This is a genomic window from Pseudoalteromonas sp. QJM3NY_22 (assembly GCF_056173065.1).
This window is the reverse complement of sequence record NZ_CM149655.1, coordinates 2,220,339-2,241,191: the sequence shown is the minus strand read 5'-3', so window position 1 is coordinate 2,241,191 and position 20,853 is coordinate 2,220,339. Positions and strand designations below refer to the sequence as shown.

The window sequence follows — 20,853 nt, the reverse complement described above, 5'->3', positions numbered from 1 at the left end:
GTTATTCATACCAGTCTTCACTACTTCCTGGTAAAGCAATTGCAGTATTTAAACCGGTTCGCTCCTTTACTATGTAGTCAAAAGTTTCTTTTTGATTGGCTACTCTAAGCCCATTATTACTCAAAACATCACTACCAGCAGTCTCAAATATTGCATTAACAATTGACTCCCTCGTAGGAAACTTCATCGCGGGTAACTCATACGTAACTTCACCGGTAACACCATCATCACCAACAACAATAATTTTAACTTCAACCTTGATTGGCGCTTCAATTTTCAAATCTGTCATAATTTATACCTTTTTAACTTAATTAATAAAAATACCCATTTTAAGCAGCGCCCCTTACTGCTTTAATAATTGCGCCGTTACTTTGTATGTTAGCTACCACAACACCAACCACTTGGCGGGCTATATCTTGCCCAACTGCTTGCGATGTTTGCTCATTTGCGCCGCCTTGTACGGTAATTTCATTGGTAATATGAATAGCTACACCACCAGAGCTGGCTGCATCATTTGCAGCACTGCCAGTGTTATAACGGCGCGCCATTTGGCTGATTTCTGTATTTTGTTTAGGGCTTAATACACGCTCGCCACGTTGTAATACATAAGTCGATTCGTTCGGCACATAATCTAAACCACCGTGTGCAATACCCGCTGGTTGTTGCGCTTTAATTTGGCGTACTTGTTGTAACCCACTTATTACTGCTGCAGCTGCGGCAACGCCACCCAACACAGGGCCAACAAGTGGAATAGGCGCTAACGATGTATATGCAGCCGTTGCACCTTGGTAGGTATTAATAACAGCCTGAGCAATAGCAAAGGCTTTGTACGCTTTAAAGGCTGTTTTACTTTGCCCTGCCATGGTTTTAAACGTGGCAGCACCAATACCTACAACTGTTTTAGCTTTTTCTGCATTTGTTTGTGCTTCAAAACCGGCTAAAGCAACAAGTTGCGCTTTCATTGCTGGCGCATACTGATCCGCAAACGCCGCTGTTAGTCGCTGCTGATGCCCCATATCCTCTTGCTCAAGCACACTGTTATAGCCTTGTACTTTAGCTATCTTCTCATCGTACTTTTCTCTTTCATTATCAAGCTGTATCGCTCGTATTCTATCTTGATGAGCTTGTTCATCCGCCTCTTTTTGAGTATGAAACCCGCGTAACAGTAGTAATTCTGTTTCTCGTGTTTGCTGTAATACTTGGTTATCAGTATCGTATTTAAGTTCGCCAACCTCATCATTAGCGGCAACCCCTTTTGTTGCGCGTCTTGCTGCATCAACACGGGCTTTTTCTTTGGCTTGGTGTATTGCTAGGTGTTGGTTATATACCTCCAGTGCTTCGCGTCCAGCCAATCCTTTAATTTGAGCTAATCTATCGTCAAGCTGATTCTGTAAATCGTTTTTACGCTTTTCTTCTGCTTCATTTTCGATGCGTGTTTTTTCAGCTTTTCCCTTTTCTGTAAGCGCATTAGCGTCTTCCTGATACTTAGATTCCAACTGTTTTAAAAGGGAGTTTGACTTGGTTTGGCTTATGGTTTTATTTTTTAATGCCGCATTGACCACTTGCTGGCGGCTAATGTAACTGGCTTTGAGCCGACCTTCTTCATCCAGCAAACTTTGCTCTAAACGCTTAATGTTATCGGGCAAACCGCTTGATCCAACAGGGGCAGGCTTAGGCTTTTCTGTTTCTTTAATGGCAAGCACTTGTTGTAGCGCCACAATTTCATTTTTTAAATCAGTAACGCGCTGTTGTGCAGCTTCAACGTCAGAAAACTTGCCTTTTAAAAACGGGTTATTAAAACGTTCCCTTGCTTCATCTGCCAGTTGAATCGCATTTTTTATCCGCCCCTGTGCCATTAGTAGTAAACCTTGTGCCTGGCTACTGGTTAAATTGGCATACGGGTTTAGGTCTTTACTGGCTTCTTTAAGTTTATTTACTGAGTCAGTAGCGTCATCGCTTTGCGATGCAAAATAAGTAAGGGCAACACCAGCAGTGACAAGCAAACCAACAGGGCCGCCCAATAATCCCATTACAGTTGCAAAATTTCGGCTTGTTATTGTTGCTCGCTTTGCTGCTTTATCATACGCATTCGTTGTTGCAGTCATTGCAACGGCATTCGTTATCGCTTCTTTGTCTAACGTATTTACAACTTTCTGTGCAGCCGCGCGTTGCTGTGATGTTTGCGCCAGTATTACATTATGCTTCGCACGATCTATATCTTGTGCAATACGCTTATTTTCTATCGCTACTGCTTCATAGGCTTGTTTGGCATGCACTTCATCAGCCAGTATCGCTTTTTCTTTAGCGGCTATATTTACAACATACCCTTTAGCGCTGGCAGCCAAGCCCGCCGCTAAATGGCTCGTCAGAACAGTACCAAGCACGCCCGTTGCAAATACCAAACTATCTACAGCGTCTTCGTTCTCACGTAAATAAGCCATAGTGTCGGTAATTGCGTCAACAACACTAGTAACAGCAAAGTTTACTGGCTCTTCATATTTGCGTATTAAGCGCTGGTACTCGTTACCCATTTCCGCAAAGCTGGCATTTATTTTACCCTCGGTGGCCTCGGCCGCACCGGCATAATCACCCAGCGCGGCTATTAATGTGGTTTTAAACATGGCGCTGGTTACTTGCCCCGCATTTACCATCTTTCTAAAACTACCTGCTACACCACCACTGGCTTTATCAAGCTTTTGCATTAAACCAGGCAAAGGTTCAGTGACTTGGTTTAACTCTTCAGCACGTAAAACGCCGGCAGTCATCCCTTGGGTCATACCAAACAAACTCTGCCCAAGCTGCACATTACTGGCACCTGTTTTAGCGGCCACGTTGGCAAAGCCCTCTAATATCGCTTTACCTTGTGCGTTAGTGACTAAGCCGGACTCTTGCAGTGTTAAAACACGGCTGTACGAATCGGCAAGGGTGGTGTAGTTGGTATTTAATCGGTCAGAGGTGGCAAATAAGTATTCTTGTACTTTGGCGTAGTTTTGCGCTGAGCCAGTTAACCCTTTTAAGCGGGTATCGAGTAATTGTGCGGCCCCCGTATCTCGCACAAACATGGTGGCGGTGCCAATGCCCACTAAGGTCGTGAGCGTTGCACCTATTTGCCCGTACGCGGTATTCATTAACCCCAGCTGGCGGGTCATTGCGCCTTGCTGTTGCATAACGTGGGCTTGGCTGGCACCTAATTGCTGGTTTGCGGCTATTTGGCGTTGTACTGCTTGCGGTATACGGTTTAGTTCATTTACGTTTTGGCGCGCACCGGTGGTAACTGCTTTACCGTCATAGGATAAGCGTAACGCCAAATTCAAGTTGTTGCTCATCGGGTCGCCTTATTAGTCCAATTATGGTGCGCTCTAGGGTTTGCAGTTTTGCAAAATCATCGGGGTTAAGGGTTATATTTGCATAGCGCCAGGCTATATCAGCCCTGGCATAATCAAGGGCAATTTCACCCCCGTCGTTATCCCGTTGCCATTGGCTGCTAGCGGTAGTTAATGCCAATACAGCTGTGTGATTCGGGGGCAATACAAATAATGTTTCTTCTACTTGTGGTGCAACCTGCTTAGGTGCGCCAAAATGGGCTTCGTCGTCATCAAGGGTTTTACTGGCTGCTGCTAGGTCGCCCAAAAACCACCTAGCAACATCGGCTAGTTTTTTTCAGTGATTCGGTACTGGGCGTTAATGCACTCAACACTTAAGCGAGAGGCTAAGCCACCGTAAACTAGCAGCTCATCAAGGGTGCCTTTATCAAATGGCACGTCTTTGCCGTCATCAATAAAGTTTTCCCAGCCGGCTAATAGCTCGCGCACAATGTCAGCATCTTCAGAACCTTCCCTGGTTGTTACTGCTTGGACTTCGCTATGAGTGAGCAACTTAATTTTTGCTGTAAATTTAAAAGGTAGGCCACCAAATTCAAAATCAAGCGGGGCGCTGATCACGGCATTTTTTAAGTCGTTTAGTAATTTTAATTTCATAATTGTTCCTAAATAAAAAGTAATAAAAAGGGGTCGTCCTTATTCAAACACTATGGTCAGTTCGTCATAGCCAGCGCCGCTGGGTACTAACTTGCCGTCAAACTCATAGCCGGTTAATTCAGAGTCCAGGCTGGTGTACTTAGGCCAAGGCATTTGGTAGCGGCCAATAATAGTTACTTTTTTACCTGCAGCAGTGCCGTGGGTAAATTCAAACATTTGCACCTTGCCCACATCATCAAACGGGTTAAAAGTTGCCAGTTCTTCAGCTGTTAGCGTAAAGTTAGCGCTGCTTTCGTGACCGGTTATCATTATTTCTTCGTGGTTAATAGCGCGGTCAAACACCACGTTATTACCTAAATCAACCGTAAGCTTATGTAGCGTGCGTTTAACATCGTTAAGCTTAAAATCACTGCTATTACTTACGCCGAGTACTTCGGGGCGCACCCAACGGTCCCAATCAACAGCAGGGGCGGCTGTACTAGCAACCGGCGCACTAAACAAGCCTTTAAACTGCCAATTCAGCATCGGCTTGCCTTTTTCAAGCGCAAAGCTCACGTTGCCTTTCATTTCGCTAATGTTGTGGGTGTTTTTACCAAAGCGTACTTTGCAGGTAACAGCCACAGCCGCGCCTTTAGTAAAGGTAACGCTTGAGGCATCAGCCACTTGCACCATGCCACACGCTAATAACAGCGGGGCAAACGCAGGCTCATTACCCACAGTGCCACTCATAGCAAGCGGGGTTTTAAAGTTAAGGCTTATATGCTCACCATAAAACGTTTCTAGGCTTGCACCGCTGTAACTGGTTTCTAGCTCGTCTTTTTCGCTTTCGCTTTCAAGGGCCAGCTCAACGTCACTGGCATAAATAGCGTGTAAGCCCGTTAAGGTTGTGCCCAGGGCATCAGCTAAAATGAGTTTGTCTTTAAATCGCCAACTGCTCATGCGTTAGTCTCCACTTTAATTAGCTCACCGCTTTTTAAATTAAAAGCGCCGGCTATTTCATCTCTGTTACCTTTAGCACTTGCCAGTACCTGGTTAACGTTTTGGGCAATCGTCATCGCGCGGGATTGTTTAGGTGTTGTGATCACAACGCCTGTTTCCTCAGCGGGTTTACTTGATTGCGGCTCGGTTTGTTTGCTCATGGCATCACCTTCACAGTTACGGTATGTAGGCCAGTGACACTAAACTGGCACTGGTAAATTAAGTTATTCGTTTGTTTGCTAAGCTCAATTGTGCGTCCCTTATCTAGCTTAATTGGGTTCCAACCAGCGAACTGGCAACCTGCAACGGCGTGTTTCACATCACTACGTAATTGCTTTATTTGTATATCGCTGTGCGCATTACCTGCAGCACAGGGAATAACAATCATCACCGCAAACACATCTTTAACCTGGTATTCGTCCATGCCGTGTACTTCATTGGTGTTGGTGTTGTCATCAGCCAGCGGCAATACAAATAACTGCGCACTGTGTACAGCATGTTCACGCACAGTGTTAAAATCGCTGGCAAACCCCACAGATGCATCAAAAACAGTGTTGTTTAATAAGGCTTCTATGTTGTTTAAATCAAAGTTAAATGCCATTTAAATACTCTTTAAATTAACCAGTCAGTAATGATGTTGTTGATCTCGGTTTCTTGTATTGCCGCTATACCAATCAATTTACGTGACGGTAAAGTCACACTATGGTTGCGCCCAGTCTTTCCGCCAAAGTGGTGTATTGCGGCATACTTTTCGCCTAAGCCAAACTCTAAACTATTACCTGTTACGTTATGCGTAACAGAATCAGCAAGGTTACGCTGATCAGTCAGCGTTAAATCGCTCTTACGCTTTTTTCCTTTTTTGGAGCTACGCCCTAATCGTGCCGCCTCTGACTGCTCCCACTTACTACCATCGGGCGCTTGCTCTTTAGTAAAACGCTCAACCGTATCGCTATCTAAAAACGCGCCTATGTCATCCATTACTGTTGAAAAGTTCGCACCTCGTTCTTGCAGTATCTGCAAACGGGGGAAGGCATTCCCGGTTATATGTATAAATACACCGGCCATTTAATAACCTGGCCAGTTAAATTGAGAGCCTGCAGGTTTGGTTCGCATCCCAGTTCTTACGCCTGCAGGCGCATCTTCCTTAATTTGGATCACACCTTTACTAACCTTATCAAGCTGCGCCATTGCGTTACTTTTTACGGCTTTCAGGTGTTCGTCAGCAATGTTAGGGGCAAGCTCACAATGCATTAAATCGTTAGCAATGCCTGGCAATACTGAGTTATTAATATCGTCTTGGTTTAGCGCAAACCGTGCTACATAACCCGCTATAACCGCATTTACATTTTTTTGTGCTTGCACATACCAGGCATTAATTTGCTCTTGCAGCTCGTTATAAGTTTCACTTAAAAGGGCAGCTTCAACATCGTCACGCGTTACGCGACTGCCCACTTCGTTAAACTTACTTGATGCAAATTGCAACAGCGTATTAATACCTATTTTGTCTATAACTGCTTGTTCTGTCGTAAACATACATACCTCAGTTAGTAAAAAAAAGGCCCGAGCAAGTCGGTACTGGGGCCTTTACACAGGGAACAACAATGATTAATTAACCAGCTGGTGTTAGCACGTTGGTCAGCAAAATACCGCAGTCTTTCGCAATAATTTGCTCTTGAACGGCTTCACCTACCATGATTTCTACCCCCCCATTTAAACCAGCAGAAACGTCACGATTGCCTGATTTACGCAAGCCATAACGTGCGGTTAGCGCAAAGGTCATACGGTTATTGTTAAACGAGGCAAGCGGGTCGTGATAAGTAAACGACAAGGTATCTTGCCAAACCTTTTGTAGGTTAACGGCTTGGCCTTTTTTCGCGGTGTTGAGGCGCGCTTGGCCAACAGTTACATGTTCAAGCTCTAGCACTTCTTTTATATAGCTCCATGGCACTAAGCCTTGGTCGCCACTGGTGCCATTGAATGCTTTTAATAGCTTAGGGTGAGTACGTAACTTAGTTGCCACCGATTGCGATAATGTCATTGCATTAGGGCGCATGAGTGGTGCATCTAGCATCTCTAAAAAAAACGGTAAAATATCAAGCGTAGGGTCATCCAAGCGTTTTTGGCCACCTGCGGCTAATGACTGTGTGCTACCAAAGTTAGCGGCTTTGTTGTACATAGTTGCTACACGTATTTCACGGTTAAGCAATACTAAGTCCGTTAAGCTTTCAGCGGCATGGGTTCGCGGGTTATAGTTAGCTGGCGCATTGGTTACATCGTCGTTAGGCACAACATCCGATAAACCATGATCAACCACCGAACCCGTTTTTTCTTCAACACTGAACTCAACTTGATTAGGGGATGATTTACGACCGATTTTTGAATCAACGACCGTAAACTTTTCGCCTTTTTTATATTCAGTCCATTTGTAGTTACGTAAACCAACAGGTGAATAGGGTGCAAGTGTGTCTGCAACCAAAGCTCTATTACGATAAGCAATGGCTATGGCCGTTTGCTCAACGTCTGGGGTAAATGGCATACCATTACTCATGGCAAATCCTCACTATTAATAATTAAGTTAACCCAAGCGCATTAAGCGCTTGGAATTGTTGCTACCACATGCGGGTTTAAAAAAATGTCGCCAATAACACCGGCTTCGCCGTCTTCCATAACCCAGCCCGCAACATACACCTCGGTTTGCCCCACAAAGTTTGCAGGGTCAAATTCAACGGCTTTACCCTCGCTGTCAGCAACAATTGGGGTGCCTGCAATTAACGCTTCACCAAACTCAATCGGTGCGCTTTGGGTCATTACAACGTCAACACGCAAATGCTCATCTGTGCCTTGCTCGGTAACACCTGCATACATGGCACTGGCATCAACCGCCAAAGCCACATGAAAGTCGGCCGCAGCCGATACAACCACCAAGCGATTAGCAGGTATGACATCTTCTGAGCTAAAGTTTCTAATAAATCCTGGTTGTGCCATGCTCTTACGCCTTTTTAATGTGGTCTAACGCGGCAGTAATACTAATTTCAATGCCCTTGCTAGATTGTGATTGTTGAAATTCAAGCGCCTTCGCTGCCAGCGCTTCTGCACTGTCGTCAGTTACTTCGCCGTCTTTATCGTCTTTATTAAACTCGTGGGTTAACCCTGTTTGCTCAGGTAAGCCTTTTAAAAAGCCTTCAAACCACGCAGCGGGTTTAAGCTCTTGGCTTTTACCGTCTGCGGCAGCAAACTCAAAAGTAGTGTCGCCGTCATCCAGCTTGGCCATAAACTCAGCCATGCCATCGGTATTGGTTAAACGTGGGGCCTTACCGCCATTTACTTCGGTGTTAATAAAGGTGCTAGCCGCTGCAACACGTTGCGCGTATTCTAGTTGCGCGTTTTTAGCGTTAGCCGCATCAATTTGGTCTTGCAGCGCCTTTCTTTCTTTTTCATCCATTGCATTGTCCTCATGGGTGGGTGGTTTACTAAATTCGGCACCTTCACCCGCGCTGGCTTTAGCACGTTCGTGCTCAGCAATAATGGTTTCTTCTTTTAACCATTCACCTTCGTAGTCGGGCACAACTTTATCAGCCGCTTCACTACCAAAACGGTCAGTTATAAAGTTGCGTAAATTGCCCATTAGGCGGGTAAGGGTGTTTGATGTGCGCAGCGATATGTTGTCAATATCACCGGCAGCAAATTCTAGGGTTAGGGTGTCGGCGTCATCAGCTTGGTTAAACTGCCAGGCTAAGCCTTCAACAGCTGGGGCTTTACCGCCTAAGTAGCCAATGTGGGCAAGCTTATAGCCGTTATCGACCTTTTCTAAACGTACAGAGCGGTTAGGGTAACGCTTGCTCTCAACGGCCTGGGCAAATTCAGCACATACGTCTTCAGCTTTAGCAAACAAAGAGCCACCTTCGGCTTTTAGCTCACTGGCCCAGCCCCATGCAGCGTCATGCATTTTTGGGTGGCCAATAACCAGCGGCGCGCTTTTAGGTTTAAAGTTTGCTACTACGCTGTTTAAATCAGCGTCGCTAAATGAGTGCGTAACGCCTTTAGCGTCTGTTTGGGTGCCAGCTTTAAATACTTCAAACCAATCAAATTGGGTGTTTGGGGTTGTTTTGTTTGCCATGTTCCAAGTGCCAATAAACTAACTAAGTGGCACCCAGTGTAGGGGGGTAGTGACTATTGAACCGCTGGAAAAGACTTTACAGCGTTAAGAATGGGGTAACGTATATAGGCTAAGCGGGTATCAATCACACTGCAAGGAATATTTTATGGCTCGCTGCAATTCATGTACAACCACACTAACCACTGACGAAATAACGTTTCTCGATGGCCAATGCTCAAACTGCGAATACGATGCCCACGCCCAAGCGTTCTCACTTTGTAAGTCTTGCAACAGCCCACTGTACACACCCATTAAGCTAAACGGCGAGTTTTATTGCTCTAATAAATGTGCACATAAAAAGGAATTTAAACATGGTAGATAAACGCAGGGTGCTAGCAGAATTTCGTCATTATTATGAACCAACACTCGACAGCCAATTACCCATAACATTACCAAACGGGTTTGTCGTAGTTGCAATTAACGGGGCTTGCCCACTATGCAAAAGGGAAATAGCGGCATATAAAATAAAAGGCAACGTGACCTTACCACTACCAACAGTGCTGACGTTTGATGCAAATGCTGTTTGCGATGAGTGCAAGTGCATATTTCCTTTATACGGCCGTATAAGAGCAAAAAACAAAACAGCGCAACTTGAACGGTTAGAAAACGGGCGCTGGGTGTTCTACTTGCACAATGCATTAGTAGATAAGTTTAAGCTCAGTTTAAATTGGCTTACTCGCTTATTTAAAGAATAGGCCTGTATATCAGGCTAATTATCCCAACATAAACAACCCCACCTTTAAATCTAAGTTAAACCATGTTTAAACCCTGTTTAAATTCGATTGAGCGTGTTTAAACGGTTTTCAGCTAAGCCATCATAGCCACAAATTAATAGAGTGCTTAAAATCGCTTACAGGCGTTAATGGGTTTTTAGCCTTTTTTAAAAAGCTGTGCTAAAAAATAAGCCCCCGCTGTATTTAAATACAGCGGGGGCTTAACCCAACATAAAAAAGGAAATGTAATGTCTGTAAAAAAACTAATTATTGGTGATCTAGCAGCAAAAATATTTGCCAACCAACATATCAACAATAACAACCAACCCATCGATCCCAGCTTTGCCATAGAGCAAGCAGAGAGTTTTTATAACATGCTCAGCGCTAAAGGGTTCGTTGCAAGACCTGATGGACAAGATATGACTGAGTCAGAGGCTATCGACTCAATACAGCAAAGCGCTAAAGACTTAGCTGAGAAAAAACTTTAATTAGATGTTACAGCAGGCCAACAATGGCCTGCTTATTTACTTACCTAAGAAACTTAATAGCAATCAATAATTCCTCTTCACTTACTTTAGTATGAACGATTTTATTGAGCTCTAACATCTGATCAAGAACTCTTAATATTGCTTTTTCTTGTACTTTTTCATTGTGAATTAGCTTATCAATCTGCGCTTGTTGCTGCGCAATCATCTTCGCAAACGACTGGCGCTCAGTTTTGGTTACAGGCTCTTCTTCGCTAAGCGGTTCTTCTTTTTCAACAGGCTCTTGGGGTGCAGCGTCTTTAGCGGGTGCACGTTGCATTTGCTCAGCCAATTCATAGGCATGTTGCTCAGCCACAGCTTTAGCAAAGCTAGGTTCAGCGCAAAACACCTCATTAAATGAATGAGTGGTAATTTGAGTTGAGCACATTAAAATTTTATTAGCTTCTTCAAGTACTAACCGAGCATCATTTACAATGAGGCCAGTTAGCATTGGTGCATTACTTTTAAGTAATAGTAAAGCTTTGTGTGCAATCTCGTCAGAGCTAAGCCCAGGGGGGTGGTAGTAACCATCGTTAGTTAAAGGCATCATCATTCTCCAATCAGTTAAATTAAATACAATCAGTGAGCATCTACAATAACCAACCCCAGTAAAAACCACTGCGGGAAAAACCTTTACATATAAAAACGGGGTAGTTAATTTAACCAGTAGGATTAAAACAAAAAAGGAAACACATGAAAAAACTACTTTTAACACTCGCAGCTGTGGCAGTTCTTGGAGGTTGTAAGTCTACAGAAGATGCTTATCAGGCGAGTGCGCTGCTAACTTATCCAGAAAAGCCACCAGTTCAAGATGTAAGGTTGTCTTTAGGTGCTTCCCCTTCTAGTGCTTTCAAATGCTATCCAAGTAATTTTACTGTTGGCGATAATATAACACCGCAAAACTCACAAGGTTATTACTGTTACAGAACCAACAAAGGCAGTTTTGTTTTTGATGGGAATAACTTTATTGGTTTAAGTAAATTTAACGAAACAATGCGTAAACATGATGATGTGTATACATACTTAAATCCTTACTATGATGATAACAATGATGTTTACCCCCTAAAAGCATCACCGGTTGTAGTTAAAGCTGAACCTCCTTCATTACATACTCTAGGCTTAGATAGTAAAAACCAGATATTAAAAGCATGTAAAAGCATGACTCGTCTACAAATAGACAACTTACTTAAAGAGCTACAAAGTACGAGAATTAAATGGTCAGGTAAGCTCAGTGATATTTCAGAAAAAAATTACAACTACGATACTGTAATTGCCTTTGTTGAAACAGAGGAGTTAGACCGAGAGCTTAAGCGCTTTGACGAAGTAATAATAGTAAAAGAGCGCTTATATATTGCTGCTCACATACCGAGTAAATATCAAAGTGGTTTAGTAGATTTCAATATCAATGATACTGTTATTTTAGATGGTAAAATAACGCGTATTGAGCAACGTGACATAATTTATAATTACGAATGTCAAGTAAGTTTTACTGATGTCAAACTGTCAAAAGCCCCTAACTAGGGGCTTTTTCACTTCTAGCCTGAATAGGCTTTGGCTGCAATATCACTGGAAACTGTGCAACTATTTTAGTTCCTTTCCTACCCGAAGTACGCTTAATCGGCTGCCTGTACTCTTTAGCAATGCTATCCATTACATAATGCCCTAATCCAAAATTAACAGAGCGGGTAAATAATGACAATCCTTTGCCATTGTCTATTACTTGCAGCCTCAACTTATTACCCACTTTGTTTAAGTGAACTGTTATTTTGGTTGCGCTAGCATGTTTGAATACGTTTTCAACAGCATGGTATAGCACCGCGTAAATATCACATTGCAATTGTTTAGTAAGAGCCTCTGTTCCAATCGTTACATTAAATTCAGGCTCAACCCCATCCCTTGATAAGCACTTAATATGGAGCATATCGATTGCAGTAGCTAAGTCATTATGGCCAAGGCTAGCATGGCTATTTGCGATAGGGTTTAATACATCATGCGCTTTCTTGAGTTTTACCAGCCCTTCACAAACCATCGTTTCATCACCGCCACATAAATCTATACCATTTGCTAGGTTTATAGCGGCAACGCTCAAGCCCTCACGCTGTAACTGCTTTTGGTGCGACTTAAACACACGGTGAAAGCTCTGCAACCAAAAGAACACAAAGCCTGCAATACATACAGCAAGGCCTGTTAGCATAAACGCATAAAACCACATCGCGCTATTAGAGCTATACCATGGCCCACTTACCACAAAGTTAAATGGTTGTGGTTTACTCCACACGCCGCCATTAATTTTACTTCTATATTCAAGTGTGTACGTATCAGGGTTTAGCTTGTTTAATTGTATAAGTGGAGTTGGTATGTCATGCCATTCGCTCATATTTAAGCGGTATTGATAACTGATATGATCATTCAGCGTATAGCTATAATTAGTTAAAGCTATATCAAGCCAACCTGAGTTATTAACTTTTAATGTATCAGGGTTTAAATAAGTTTTAGTATTTGTCTTGATGTAACTAATACTGCTATTTGGTACGGTTTCCTGTCTTTTTCTTTCAACTCTTATTACACCTTGATTACTAACAGCAATGATTTTATCACTAATAGTTAAAATACCATTTGGTGTAAATGAATGGTCGCCAGTTCCTTCTAATAAGTTCGTGTATGCATCGTCCATACTAAACTTATGAATGCCATGATTGGTAGATAAATACAGTTCCTGGCTTAATGAGTGCAATTCATTAATATATAGCGGGCTAACAACAGATTCCCACTTCCCATCAACTTTTCTAAATAGACCATTCCCATAAGTTGCAGCATAAAGCGTATTACCTAACAACTGAACATCCGCTACAGGTGCATATTTTTCAAGTTCAATAGATGCATCACCACGATCATTAAACGACACCAAGCCTTTCTCGTTAGCAATATAGAGCTTACCGTCAAGTTTCTTAGTTGCCCAAACAATCTCATGCGGTAAAAATTTATTGATATAGCCAGAATCAATTGGAGTCAGCCCCAAACTATATATTTGTACACCCTCATCATTAGTAGACAAGTAAATTTGCTTATTAATGACGGCTAAATTAATTACGTAACCTTTAAAAAACTGGCTAACGACTTGCGTATTTAGGTTAATTGCATAAGCCCCTAAATTAGTAGCAACTAATACAGTGTCATTTTCTTGAACTAATGCAGTTACAGAAAAGCCAAGTTTTGATATTTGCTGATTTAAATTATTAAGCTCTGAGTACTGGCCGTCTGAGTAGGTATAGAGCCCTTCATCAGTGCCTACCCATGTTTTATCATTCACTGTTGCAATCACATTATAAATAGAGGCAACCCCAAGACGATCAAGCCTAACCTTAGAAGAAACAACCTCAAAGTTGCTAACATCTAATGTCCAAAGGTTTTGTTCATCATCTACAAACAAATCCTTGTACGCCTGTGGACGCGGGTTTATGCCTTTTTGTAATACTGAAAGTTGAGTGATTTCAGCTTGGTTAATTGAACCACGGTCAACATAATATAAAAAATAAGGGGGCGAAAAGCGTAAATGTCTAGCACTTGTAATTTCATCATTAACAATTTTTACGTCGTTCAAATATGAATACGAAGTCATATGATCATTTAAAAAATATATTACACCAAATGGGGTAGCAACAAGCTCACCTTTACTAACACTAGTACCATCTATCAAACGGGCACTACTGTCATTAATCACATACACGCCGTCATTAGCCATCACATAACCATGATTAGCCGAGGCTGATACATCAAACATTTTTACTTTTTTACTGAGTGGTTGAGTAGTTTCTAATGTTTCTAAATTAAGTAAAGTTAGCTGCTCTCTACCCAACATAAATAAATGCGTGTTATTTGCTGCCAGCTTGCTTGCTGTAATATCACTAAGCTTTGTTGCTTCAAGCGTATGTATATCAAATTGCCATACATCATTGTCTTTATATGCGATATACAAGTAGCCAGGTGATTGAAAAATGACATCACTTGTCCATCGTTTTGGTAAAGCAGATATGCTGGATAAGTTTAAGTAATGGCTACCATCAAAACGATAGACGCCATCATGTGAAGAAAAATAAATATTCTTGTTATTATCTTGGGCAGCAGCGTTCAAATGCTGCATATTAAACGCAAAACAATTAAAACTACTCAACATAAATAAGAGTAAAAATAGTAACTTTTTCATAATGGTGTCCATCTTATTATTGCCAATAAAATTGGCTTACACTATTCCTGGTGAACTTATTGCGCCAATGTAGGTCTGTGGTCTCTAGAACCACAATATGGTTTAACAATTGGCATTGCTACTTCTAAATCATCAGATGTTAATGAGCTTGTCTTATAATTTAACGTTTTTGTAGCACTTTTGGATATACCACTTTTATACCAATTTTCATGGGCATTTTCAGGTGGAGTCACAACTAAAAAAGTAGGCTTGCGTGGGTCACTTTTATTAACTTTAGTGTTCCAACTACGAAGAACCTGATCACCAGCAGCATTGCCATACATACTTGCAAATGCTGTTGCAAGTAAATGTGCACCTGCATCACTTGTAATGATCATCGCAGTTTTAGAAAAGTCACTACCACAATCAAAGCTCATATCCACGTTAAGCATTGAGTTATCTGGCAGTAAAATATCTGCACTCATATATTGAATAACAGCGCGGTCTTCAAGAGGGGTAAGGGCTGCAACATTACAAACAGTTAATGCAGCACACAGTAAAGTTACAATTTTAAATTTATTATTAAACATATTTATTTTCCATTTAAGCCATATACAACGCTCCCTCAGCAACTGTTTTAACAAACACTTCATTCATATTATGCTCAAAAGCTTTTTGAATAAGCATCGGCCTCAACTTTTTGCAAATCAAGAGTTCACGTTCCGCAGGCAAATTTTTTGTATAAAGTAATTCCTCTAAAACTTTTTCAACCAAAGCATTAGCTGCTAATAGGTCATCAACACCTAATATTGGCTGGTTGTCTTTCGAAGATGGTTTATTGATCTCAGAAGATTTAATAACGTCTAAATTAAATACCTTATCTAAAGAAATACCTCTTTTTACGCATGTATTAACAATAGCGCTATATGGAAGCGTATTCTTTTTTCTAGCAGTAGATACACCTGAATGCGAAAGCCCTAGTTCAAGTGAAAGCGATCTATCACTCTTAACTTCTAGTATTTCACTCAGACGATCAAAAACGCTGAAATCAATATCAACAATAGTAGTGTCAAACATATCGGTCAGTCAATGCCTTTTTTATATTACATTTATTTTTTATAATTATGTTGACGTCCTATTAATTAGCCACTAAAGTAAAAAGCGTACTTATGACATATAAATTAGACACAACAATTTTACATAGGATTAATTTAGCATGACTTCTAAAAAAATGACATTTGAAGAAATCAAGAAAACCCTTAGAGAGCGAGATATTACGTTTACAGATATAGCCCATGCGCTTGAAATAACACCTTCTCATGTAACCAATGTGGCAAAACGGTCTGCTCGTTCTAAACCAGTTGCTGAGGCAATTGCGTTATCACTTGATCTTGAATTATTCGAAGTATTCGCAAATGAATACGACGGAACATCTCGTAGAGGCCCAAAAGACCGTACTGAGCGCAAACAGCAAATTTATGCGGCATTACGTAATCAACAACCCGTACCAGCACCGCAAAGCATGGCGTAATGAAGTTAGTTATAACAGGTTAATTTGCAGGGAATATTTACTATGAATTTTTCAAATCAAATAAAAAGTCTACTCCATGATGATGTACCGCCAGAGTGCGACGTGTACCATAAGTTTTGCCAAACCGTAAATGTGTGTATGCGTAAAAGCGGCTTTTCTCGCGCACAATTGGCAGATCGAATGAACTACGCTGCCACAGATAATAGCGATGTCGACCAAGTAAAATTAAACAAGTGGTTTGCACCTAGCCAGCCGCAACAAATGCCGATTTACTTATTGCCAGCACTATGTTGGGCACTACAAACAATTGAGCCCGCCTCAATTTTGTTAGCGCCATTATTATTTTTGCCCGTAGATAAACGAGCGCAAATGCTCCAAAAGCATGCTGAGCTTGAAATCGAAATTGAAGCAAAAAGGCAAAGTCAGCAATCTATTTTAAGTCAGCTAACCGTTAGCGACCCACAAGATCCTCAATTCAAAGTCTCTGATTTTCTAACTGAATAAATAAGGCCAAAACAATGACTATCAAAGACCAAGAACCGTCTGAAATTCAGGTTTTCAGCGCCGAGGAGCAACAGCAGCTCAGTGCAAAAATAGAAAAGATGGCAGGGCACATACAACTTGTAATGCCAGATTCTGTTGACCAAGCATGGCAACTGGTTGTGCGCATGGAAGAACAAGCACTGGTAGAGACCGCTAAGCGTGGACTGTTGTATATGTCGATCAAAATGCACCTAGGCCACGGCGAGTTTGAAACCAAGCTACGTGAACACAATATTGCACCACGCACAGCACAAGAAGCTGTAACGGTTGCAAAAATGTTTTTAGCGCTGCCTGAGGCAAAAGCGCGGACGTCTGCGCTTTTAAACATGAACAAAAGCAAGTTAATTGAAATGGCACGCTTACCAGTTGAAACCGTTGAATCGTTAGATGACGACGACCTAGACACGCTTAATGACCTATCAGTGCGTGAGTTCCGTAAAGAAATTCGCAAACTAAAAGATAAGCACACCGACCTTGAAGAGCAAACAGCCACGCTGATTAACGCCCTAGAGACTGAGCGACTAACCAAAGCCCCTAAACAAATGTATGAGCTACCTATGCTGGTTGCACAGGTGCGCCAAAAATCGTTTGCACATAATGCCGTTGTTAACGAATCGCTCGAAGAGTTTATAGCCATGACCGAGCAGCTTTGTAACGCCCGTGACCTTGATTTAAACCACCGCATAGGCGCAGCACAAACAACCTGGCATTTATGGCTAGGCATACAACAGCGTATTACCCACATGTTAAATCGGTTAAGCGGTGAGTTTGGCCCAGAGCATTTAGCTGGCGCTGAGTGCATACCGCAATTTGCCGAAGACGAATGGCAAGACGCACAGGCAAACCGTGAATACATGCTGGCTATGTACAACGACCGTTTTAATACAAAGTAGGAGAGAGCAATGCATCCTGCAGTACAAAAATACAATAAGTTGCCAAGCACAGGCTTGGAACTGAGTTGGCAAAATGCCAGCGAAACAGCCCGTAAAAAAGCCCAAAGTAGGGCGGTGCTAGTACGTCACTTATTAACCCAAGAGTGCGGCATACCTAAAGCATTTGAGGCACTAGTAAAAAACTACCGTGCCAACACGGCGCTTAGCACATTAGCAAGCGCGATTGATGCACTAGGTAAGTTACCAGGGCGCGCCACCATTTATAACTGGTGCAATGCTTATAAAGACAACGGTATTAACAGCTTATTACCTAACCATAAAGGCAAAGCGCAAACACAATATAGCTGGCTTGCCCGCTGCTTAGAGCTTTACCACAGCCCTAATAGCCCAAGCTTTGCACAAGTGAGCGACCAACTAAATAAAGAGGGTTATAAAGCCGAGCATCACCAAGTGCGTCGTTTTATTAATGCACTACCGCACGAACTTGGCCCACAAAGCCCGTATCGTATGGGTGCAAAACTGTACCGCGAAAAACATAAAGATCACTTACTGCGTTCAACCGATAACTTAAAGCCAGGCGTTATGTATAACGGCGATGGCCACACGCTCGACGTATACCTAGCGCACCCAAAAACGGGCAAACCTTACCGCGCTGAGCTTACCGCGTTTCAAGACGTAGCAAGCCGTTGCATTGTAGGCTGGGAACTAGGCTACGCCGAAAGCACGCTAGACACCCTAGCAGCAATAAGCCGCGCTATTAAAGTGCATAACAACGTGCCTGCCATGTTCTACCTTGATAACGGCTCAGGCTACAAAAACAAACTCATGAACGACGACACCACCGGCTTTTATGCACAGTTTGAAATAGACGTAATTTTTGCCATACCAGGTAATGCTCGTGTTAAGTGGATTGAGCGGTTCTTTTTACACATGGAAGACCGCGTGGGTAAACGCTTTAGCACCTATTGCGGGCGCGACCACGATGACCGCCATAAGCAGCTGGTACTTAAAGAGGCCAAGCAAGGCAAACGTAAACTACCCACAGTAGACGAATGGATAGCTGAGTTTAAAGCCTTTTTAAACGACTACCACAACAGTGAACACCCAGAGATTAAAGGCAAAACACGCCAACAAGTATGGGACGAAAACATCGAGCATGTACCACCAGTAGAGGGTGATTTTGTCATGCTACCGCGCGAAACCGTCAATATTCGTCGTGGCCGTTTTCGCTTGCATCAACGTGATTACAGTGCCGACTTTTTACACCAGTTTAACGGCCAAGAGCTTATTGCTGCCTACGACCTACACGACGACAGCTACACCAAGCTTTATAAGCTAAACGGTGAATTTTTAATGTTCGCTAACTTAAAAACTAAATCGCATGCCGTGCCTACGTCGCGCATTGAGCAAGCTGAAAGCAAACGCCGCACGGGTCGCTTAAAGCGCATCGACACCAAACGCCGCGAAATCGAAGCCCAAGAAACACAAGATCGCGTTATCGATGTTGATTCGGTGGCTAAGTTTGCCGCGCCAATTAAAGCCATTGCAGCACAACAAGCACCAGTAAACATTTTTGATTTTGATGTAGCACCCACACAGCCACAGCACGAAATCGACCTAAACGAATTATTAGACCAACCTAATCTACGCAAGGAAACAACCTATGAGCTATAGCCAACCACACCCATACACAGCAGAGCAAACGCTGCGTGTTGAACTAATAAACCAAGAGTTAAGCACCACAGGCATGACCGCCGAAGAATTAAATTGTGGCTTTGCATTGCAGTCAGTAAAAGAAGTACTGGCAAACAAATGCACCATTGACCCTGAAAAGGTCATTGCCAAAATGTGGCATCAGTTATTTGGTGAAGCGGCTATCACCGAGATTGAAAAACGCAACGGCTTTAATAAGTCTTATAACAAAGCAGACCAAGAACTCGCTGCCCGTATTTGCCTGCGCTTGCAATCGCCTGAAATACGCGACCAAAACATTACCAGTGCCAGCATTGCGGTAAGTATGGGTAAAAGCCCAGCGTCTATTAGCCAACTAATTAATGGTAAGTACAACGCAAAGCCCACTAAACACCTGCACGACATTTGGGCGCTTATTTGCCCAGCTGAGGTAGAGCAAGGCAAAGCAAACGGTGAGCTTACTGAGCGTAAACAAATAAGCATTGTGTACGGTGATGTGCGCTTTATTCCTACCAGCACATCAAAGCTGATTGCCATGGCCTGCGACCAAGCACGCCAACGTAAACGCTTTAGTGTGTTTGCAGGGCAAGCAGGCTTAGGTAAAACCAAAGGCATTGCGGAATATTGCCGCCACAATAAAGAGGCCATTTTAATTGCCGGCAGTGAGCAAACCAGCAGCACCCAAGTACTCGAGCAACTAACCACAGCCCTGGGCTTATCGCGTTGCCCAAGTGCCTATAAAAACATGCAAAAAATTATTATGGCACTACGCGATACCGACCGTTTAATTATTTTAGACGAAGCCGACAAGTGCAAACCTAACTCGCTCGACCCACTGCGTACTATTAGCGATCAAGCCATTGTGGGGGTAACCCTTGTTGGCAATATTCAACTAGTAGACAAGCTACAAACGCAAGAGCGCTATGAACTTATAGCGAGCCGTGTGTGCTTTTGGCCAAAGCCTATCGGCCAAATTACCGTTGAAGACATTAAAACCCTGTTTTTAGAGCTAACAGAGGGCACCATTAAGCTCGGCCAAGACGATGCAAAGTGGTGGATGTGGCTTCACAAACGGGTTGAAGGTAACGCCCGAGAACTCGTTGAAAACTTGTTACCGCACTTGCTTAACCACACCAACAAAAACCCAGACACTGCCGTCGACAAGCTCTTAGTTAATGGCATTTTTTCATCAGTACTTAATAAACCAGCGGTCTAGTGACCGCGACGATTTGGCTCTAGCGGCGCTTTAAAAGGGTTGCGCTCATCAAAAGGCCAAAACTCGAACTCATAGTCATCAACAACTTGGGAGTAAGCAAGTGATGCACAAACAACACGATCAATCACAAAGCCAGAGCGCGACTCAAGCTCTTCAAAATGAGCAAACGGCGCTAGATATGCAGCAGATTCGCCAAGCAACAGAATCGCTAAATAATGCACAAACACGTCAAGGATCTCGCATTCAGGAGGCAAAGATGCAGCAACTTTTGAAACGCCAGAGCCGGATGCGATTGAAGCGGATTGAAAGTCAAAATCAACACCAGCTTCACGAACAGCTATTTGGCAGCACTGATCTGCAGCAGCTTTATGAGCGTCAGACAGTTCAGCAAATTCATTGGGGCACATTGTACAAAGCAATTGATATAGCCGTTCGATGTGCGCTTTG

General features: G+C 42.8%; 25 protein-coding genes. 8 read left to right on the top strand and 17 right to left on the bottom strand.

The genetic code is table 11. The features are described 5' to 3' along the window. Nucleotide 1 precedes the first annotated feature (1 nt). The 12 genes from AC0VZ4_RS10150 to AC0VZ4_RS10095 form a co-directional block, all read right to left on the bottom strand. Entirely contained in the window at nt 2–289 is a 288-nt protein-coding gene (locus AC0VZ4_RS10150) for a hypothetical protein (RefSeq protein ID WP_475439579.1), read from the bottom strand. Nucleotides 290–329: 40 nt separating this feature from the next. After that, entirely contained in the window at nt 330–3,326 is a 2,997-nt protein-coding gene (locus AC0VZ4_RS10145; RefSeq protein WP_475439578.1) for a tape measure protein, read from the bottom strand. Continuing rightward, a complete protein-coding gene (locus AC0VZ4_RS10140) occupies nt 3,286–3,630 on the bottom strand; it encodes a hypothetical protein (protein ID WP_475439577.1) in 345 nt (114 codons plus the stop codon). Before AC0VZ4_RS10140 ends, AC0VZ4_RS10145 begins: the two co-directional genes overlap by 41 nt. A gap of 20 nt (nt 3,631–3,650) precedes the next feature. Next, nucleotides 3,651–3,977: a hypothetical protein gene (locus tag AC0VZ4_RS10135; RefSeq protein ID WP_475439576.1), complete on the bottom strand. Its 327-nt coding sequence runs from the start codon at nt 3,975–3,977 to the stop codon at nt 3,651–3,653. A gap of 39 nt (nt 3,978–4,016) precedes the next feature. Beyond that, the gene (locus tag AC0VZ4_RS10130) at nt 4,017–4,916 is read right to left on the bottom strand and encodes a hypothetical protein (protein WP_475439575.1); all 900 of its coding nucleotides are present in this window, start codon (nt 4,914–4,916) and stop codon (nt 4,017–4,019) included. After that, the gene (locus AC0VZ4_RS10125; protein WP_475439574.1) at nt 4,913–5,116 is read right to left on the bottom strand and encodes a hypothetical protein; all 204 of its coding nucleotides are present in this window, start codon (nt 5,114–5,116) and stop codon (nt 4,913–4,915) included. Before AC0VZ4_RS10125 ends, AC0VZ4_RS10130 begins: the two co-directional genes overlap by 4 nt. Then, on the bottom strand, nt 5,113–5,556 hold the full coding sequence (locus AC0VZ4_RS10120) for a phage tail terminator protein (protein ID WP_475439573.1): 444 nt from the start codon (nt 5,554–5,556) through the stop codon (nt 5,113–5,115). Before AC0VZ4_RS10120 ends, AC0VZ4_RS10125 begins: the two co-directional genes overlap by 4 nt. Before the next feature lie 11 nt (nt 5,557–5,567). After that, nucleotides 5,568–6,020, bottom strand: coding sequence for a phage virion morphogenesis protein (locus AC0VZ4_RS10115; RefSeq protein ID WP_475439572.1), 453 nt, complete (start codon nt 6,018–6,020; stop codon nt 5,568–5,570). Further along, nucleotides 6,021–6,488 carry a hypothetical protein gene (locus tag AC0VZ4_RS10110; protein WP_475439571.1) on the bottom strand — a complete coding sequence of 156 codons (468 nt, stop codon included), beginning with the start codon at nt 6,486–6,488 and terminating at the stop codon, nt 6,021–6,023. It lies immediately after the preceding gene. A 76-nt stretch (nt 6,489–6,564) separates the two neighbouring features. Further along, on the bottom strand, nt 6,565–7,503 hold the full coding sequence (locus AC0VZ4_RS10105) for a capsid protein (RefSeq protein WP_475439570.1): 939 nt from the start codon (nt 7,501–7,503) through the stop codon (nt 6,565–6,567). A 41-nt stretch (nt 7,504–7,544) separates the two neighbouring features. Next, entirely contained in the window at nt 7,545–7,940 is a 396-nt protein-coding gene (locus AC0VZ4_RS10100) for a hypothetical protein (RefSeq protein WP_475439569.1), read from the bottom strand. A 4-nt stretch (nt 7,941–7,944) separates the two neighbouring features. Next, nucleotides 7,945–9,072 (bottom strand): hypothetical protein, encoded by a 1,128-nt coding sequence (locus AC0VZ4_RS10095; RefSeq protein ID WP_475439568.1) that lies wholly within the window; start codon nt 9,070–9,072, stop codon nt 7,945–7,947. Nucleotides 9,073–9,422: 350 nt separating this feature from the next. On the opposite strand from AC0VZ4_RS10095, the gene AC0VZ4_RS10090 reads away from it, so the two are divergent. Together AC0VZ4_RS10090 and AC0VZ4_RS10085 are read left to right on the top strand one after the other, a co-directional pair. Then, the gene (locus AC0VZ4_RS10090) at nt 9,423–9,806 is read left to right on the top strand and encodes a hypothetical protein (RefSeq protein ID WP_475439567.1); all 384 of its coding nucleotides are present in this window, start codon (nt 9,423–9,425) and stop codon (nt 9,804–9,806) included. Between the two features lie 266 nt (nt 9,807–10,072). Next, entirely contained in the window at nt 10,073–10,312 is a 240-nt protein-coding gene (locus AC0VZ4_RS10085; RefSeq protein ID WP_475439566.1) for a hypothetical protein, read from the top strand. Nucleotides 10,313–10,352: 40 nt separating this feature from the next. Here the strand turns inward: AC0VZ4_RS10085 and AC0VZ4_RS10080 are convergent, their stop codons facing one another. Then, nucleotides 10,353–10,901 (bottom strand): hypothetical protein, encoded by a 549-nt coding sequence (locus tag AC0VZ4_RS10080; RefSeq protein WP_475439565.1) that lies wholly within the window; start codon nt 10,899–10,901, stop codon nt 10,353–10,355. A gap of 140 nt (nt 10,902–11,041) precedes the next feature. On the opposite strand from AC0VZ4_RS10080, the gene AC0VZ4_RS10075 reads away from it, so the two are divergent. After that, nucleotides 11,042–11,869: a hypothetical protein gene (locus AC0VZ4_RS10075; RefSeq protein ID WP_475439564.1), complete on the top strand. Its 828-nt coding sequence runs from the start codon at nt 11,042–11,044 to the stop codon at nt 11,867–11,869. Here AC0VZ4_RS10075 and AC0VZ4_RS10070 read toward each other — a convergent pair. Genes AC0VZ4_RS10070 through AC0VZ4_RS10060 form a run of 3 tightly spaced genes read right to left on the bottom strand, consistent with a single transcriptional unit; the run spans nt 11,862 to nt 15,608 of the window. Next, nucleotides 11,862–14,552, bottom strand: a complete 2,691-nt coding sequence (locus AC0VZ4_RS10070) for an ATP-binding protein (protein WP_475439563.1) — start codon at nt 14,550–14,552, stop codon at nt 11,862–11,864. The genes AC0VZ4_RS10075 and AC0VZ4_RS10070 overlap by 8 nt on opposite strands. A gap of 56 nt (nt 14,553–14,608) precedes the next feature. Continuing rightward, nucleotides 14,609–15,121 (bottom strand): hypothetical protein, encoded by a 513-nt coding sequence (locus tag AC0VZ4_RS10065; protein WP_475439562.1) that lies wholly within the window; start codon nt 15,119–15,121, stop codon nt 14,609–14,611. 13 nt (nt 15,122–15,134) lie between these two features. Then, nucleotides 15,135–15,608, bottom strand: coding sequence for a helix-turn-helix domain-containing protein (locus AC0VZ4_RS10060; protein ID WP_475439561.1), 474 nt, complete (start codon nt 15,606–15,608; stop codon nt 15,135–15,137). A 139-nt stretch (nt 15,609–15,747) separates the two neighbouring features. Here AC0VZ4_RS10060 and AC0VZ4_RS10055 point away from each other — a divergent pair, with 139 nt between their 5' ends. Genes AC0VZ4_RS10055 through AC0VZ4_RS10035 form a run of 5 tightly spaced genes read left to right on the top strand, consistent with a single transcriptional unit; the run spans nt 15,748 to nt 20,406 of the window. After that, complete coding sequence (locus tag AC0VZ4_RS10055; RefSeq protein ID WP_475439560.1) at nt 15,748–16,062, top strand: helix-turn-helix domain-containing protein; 315 nt, start codon at nt 15,748–15,750, stop codon at nt 16,060–16,062. Between the two features lie 42 nt (nt 16,063–16,104). Beyond that, entirely contained in the window at nt 16,105–16,566 is a 462-nt protein-coding gene (locus AC0VZ4_RS10050) for a hypothetical protein (RefSeq protein ID WP_475439559.1), read from the top strand. Nucleotides 16,567–16,580: 14 nt separating this feature from the next. After that, the gene (locus AC0VZ4_RS10045) at nt 16,581–17,498 is read left to right on the top strand and encodes a hypothetical protein (protein ID WP_475439558.1); all 918 of its coding nucleotides are present in this window, start codon (nt 16,581–16,583) and stop codon (nt 17,496–17,498) included. Nucleotides 17,499–17,507: 9 nt separating this feature from the next. Then, the gene (locus tag AC0VZ4_RS10040; protein ID WP_475439557.1) at nt 17,508–19,172 is read left to right on the top strand and encodes a transposase; all 1,665 of its coding nucleotides are present in this window, start codon (nt 17,508–17,510) and stop codon (nt 19,170–19,172) included. Continuing rightward, complete coding sequence (locus AC0VZ4_RS10035) at nt 19,162–20,406, top strand: AAA family ATPase (protein ID WP_475439556.1); 1,245 nt, start codon at nt 19,162–19,164, stop codon at nt 20,404–20,406. Before AC0VZ4_RS10040 ends, AC0VZ4_RS10035 begins: the two co-directional genes overlap by 11 nt. On the opposite strand, the gene AC0VZ4_RS10030 is transcribed toward AC0VZ4_RS10035, so the two are convergent. Further along, nucleotides 20,403–20,813, bottom strand: coding sequence for a hypothetical protein (locus AC0VZ4_RS10030; RefSeq protein WP_475439555.1), 411 nt, complete (start codon nt 20,811–20,813; stop codon nt 20,403–20,405). The genes AC0VZ4_RS10035 and AC0VZ4_RS10030 overlap by 4 nt on opposite strands. Nucleotides 20,814–20,853 lie beyond the last annotated feature (40 nt).

Excerpts from the sequence above, each read along its gene's own strand:
- AC0VZ4_RS10090 (WP_475439567.1), top strand. The coding sequence starts at position 9,423 with ATGGTAGATAAACGCAGGGTGCTAGCAGAATTTCGTCATTATTATGAA.
- AC0VZ4_RS10135 (WP_475439576.1), bottom strand. The coding sequence starts at position 3,977 with ATGAAATTAAAATTACTAAACGACTTAAAAAATGCCGTGATCAGCGCC.
- AC0VZ4_RS10125 (WP_475439574.1), bottom strand. The coding sequence starts at position 5,116 with ATGAGCAAACAAACCGAGCCGCAATCAAGTAAACCCGCTGAGGAAACA.
- AC0VZ4_RS10150 (WP_475439579.1), bottom strand. The coding sequence starts at position 289 with ATGACAGATTTGAAAATTGAAGCGCCAATCAAGGTTGAAGTTAAAATT.
- AC0VZ4_RS10065 (WP_475439562.1), bottom strand. The coding sequence starts at position 15,121 with ATGTTTAATAATAAATTTAAAATTGTAACTTTACTGTGTGCTGCATTA.
- AC0VZ4_RS10060 (WP_475439561.1), bottom strand. The coding sequence starts at position 15,608 with ATGTTTGACACTACTATTGTTGATATTGATTTCAGCGTTTTTGATCGT.
- AC0VZ4_RS10075 (WP_475439564.1), top strand. The coding sequence starts at position 11,042 with ATGAAAAAACTACTTTTAACACTCGCAGCTGTGGCAGTTCTTGGAGGT.
- AC0VZ4_RS10145 (WP_475439578.1), bottom strand. The coding sequence starts at position 3,326 with ATGAGCAACAACTTGAATTTGGCGTTACGCTTATCCTATGACGGTAAA.
- AC0VZ4_RS10050 (WP_475439559.1), top strand. The coding sequence starts at position 16,105 with ATGAATTTTTCAAATCAAATAAAAAGTCTACTCCATGATGATGTACCG.
- AC0VZ4_RS10040 (WP_475439557.1), top strand. The coding sequence starts at position 17,508 with ATGCATCCTGCAGTACAAAAATACAATAAGTTGCCAAGCACAGGCTTG.
- AC0VZ4_RS10120 (WP_475439573.1), bottom strand. The coding sequence starts at position 5,556 with ATGGCATTTAACTTTGATTTAAACAACATAGAAGCCTTATTAAACAAC.
- AC0VZ4_RS10105 (WP_475439570.1), bottom strand. The coding sequence starts at position 7,503 with ATGAGTAATGGTATGCCATTTACCCCAGACGTTGAGCAAACGGCCATA.
- AC0VZ4_RS10115 (WP_475439572.1), bottom strand. The coding sequence starts at position 6,020 with ATGGCCGGTGTATTTATACATATAACCGGGAATGCCTTCCCCCGTTTG.
- AC0VZ4_RS10070 (WP_475439563.1), bottom strand. The coding sequence starts at position 14,552 with ATGAAAAAGTTACTATTTTTACTCTTATTTATGTTGAGTAGTTTTAAT.
- AC0VZ4_RS10095 (WP_475439568.1), bottom strand. The coding sequence starts at position 9,072 with ATGGCAAACAAAACAACCCCAAACACCCAATTTGATTGGTTTGAAGTA.
- AC0VZ4_RS10085 (WP_475439566.1), top strand. The coding sequence starts at position 10,073 with ATGTCTGTAAAAAAACTAATTATTGGTGATCTAGCAGCAAAAATATTT.
- AC0VZ4_RS10110 (WP_475439571.1), bottom strand. The coding sequence starts at position 6,488 with ATGTTTACGACAGAACAAGCAGTTATAGACAAAATAGGTATTAATACG.
- AC0VZ4_RS10130 (WP_475439575.1), bottom strand. The coding sequence starts at position 4,916 with ATGAGCAGTTGGCGATTTAAAGACAAACTCATTTTAGCTGATGCCCTG.
- AC0VZ4_RS10030 (WP_475439555.1), bottom strand. The coding sequence starts at position 20,813 with ATGTGCCCCAATGAATTTGCTGAACTGTCTGACGCTCATAAAGCTGCT.
- AC0VZ4_RS10045 (WP_475439558.1), top strand. The coding sequence starts at position 16,581 with ATGACTATCAAAGACCAAGAACCGTCTGAAATTCAGGTTTTCAGCGCC.
- AC0VZ4_RS10080 (WP_475439565.1), bottom strand. The coding sequence starts at position 10,901 with ATGATGATGCCTTTAACTAACGATGGTTACTACCACCCCCCTGGGCTT.
- AC0VZ4_RS10100 (WP_475439569.1), bottom strand. The coding sequence starts at position 7,940 with ATGGCACAACCAGGATTTATTAGAAACTTTAGCTCAGAAGATGTCATA.
- AC0VZ4_RS10055 (WP_475439560.1), top strand. The coding sequence starts at position 15,748 with ATGACTTCTAAAAAAATGACATTTGAAGAAATCAAGAAAACCCTTAGA.
- AC0VZ4_RS10035 (WP_475439556.1), top strand. The coding sequence starts at position 19,162 with ATGAGCTATAGCCAACCACACCCATACACAGCAGAGCAAACGCTGCGT.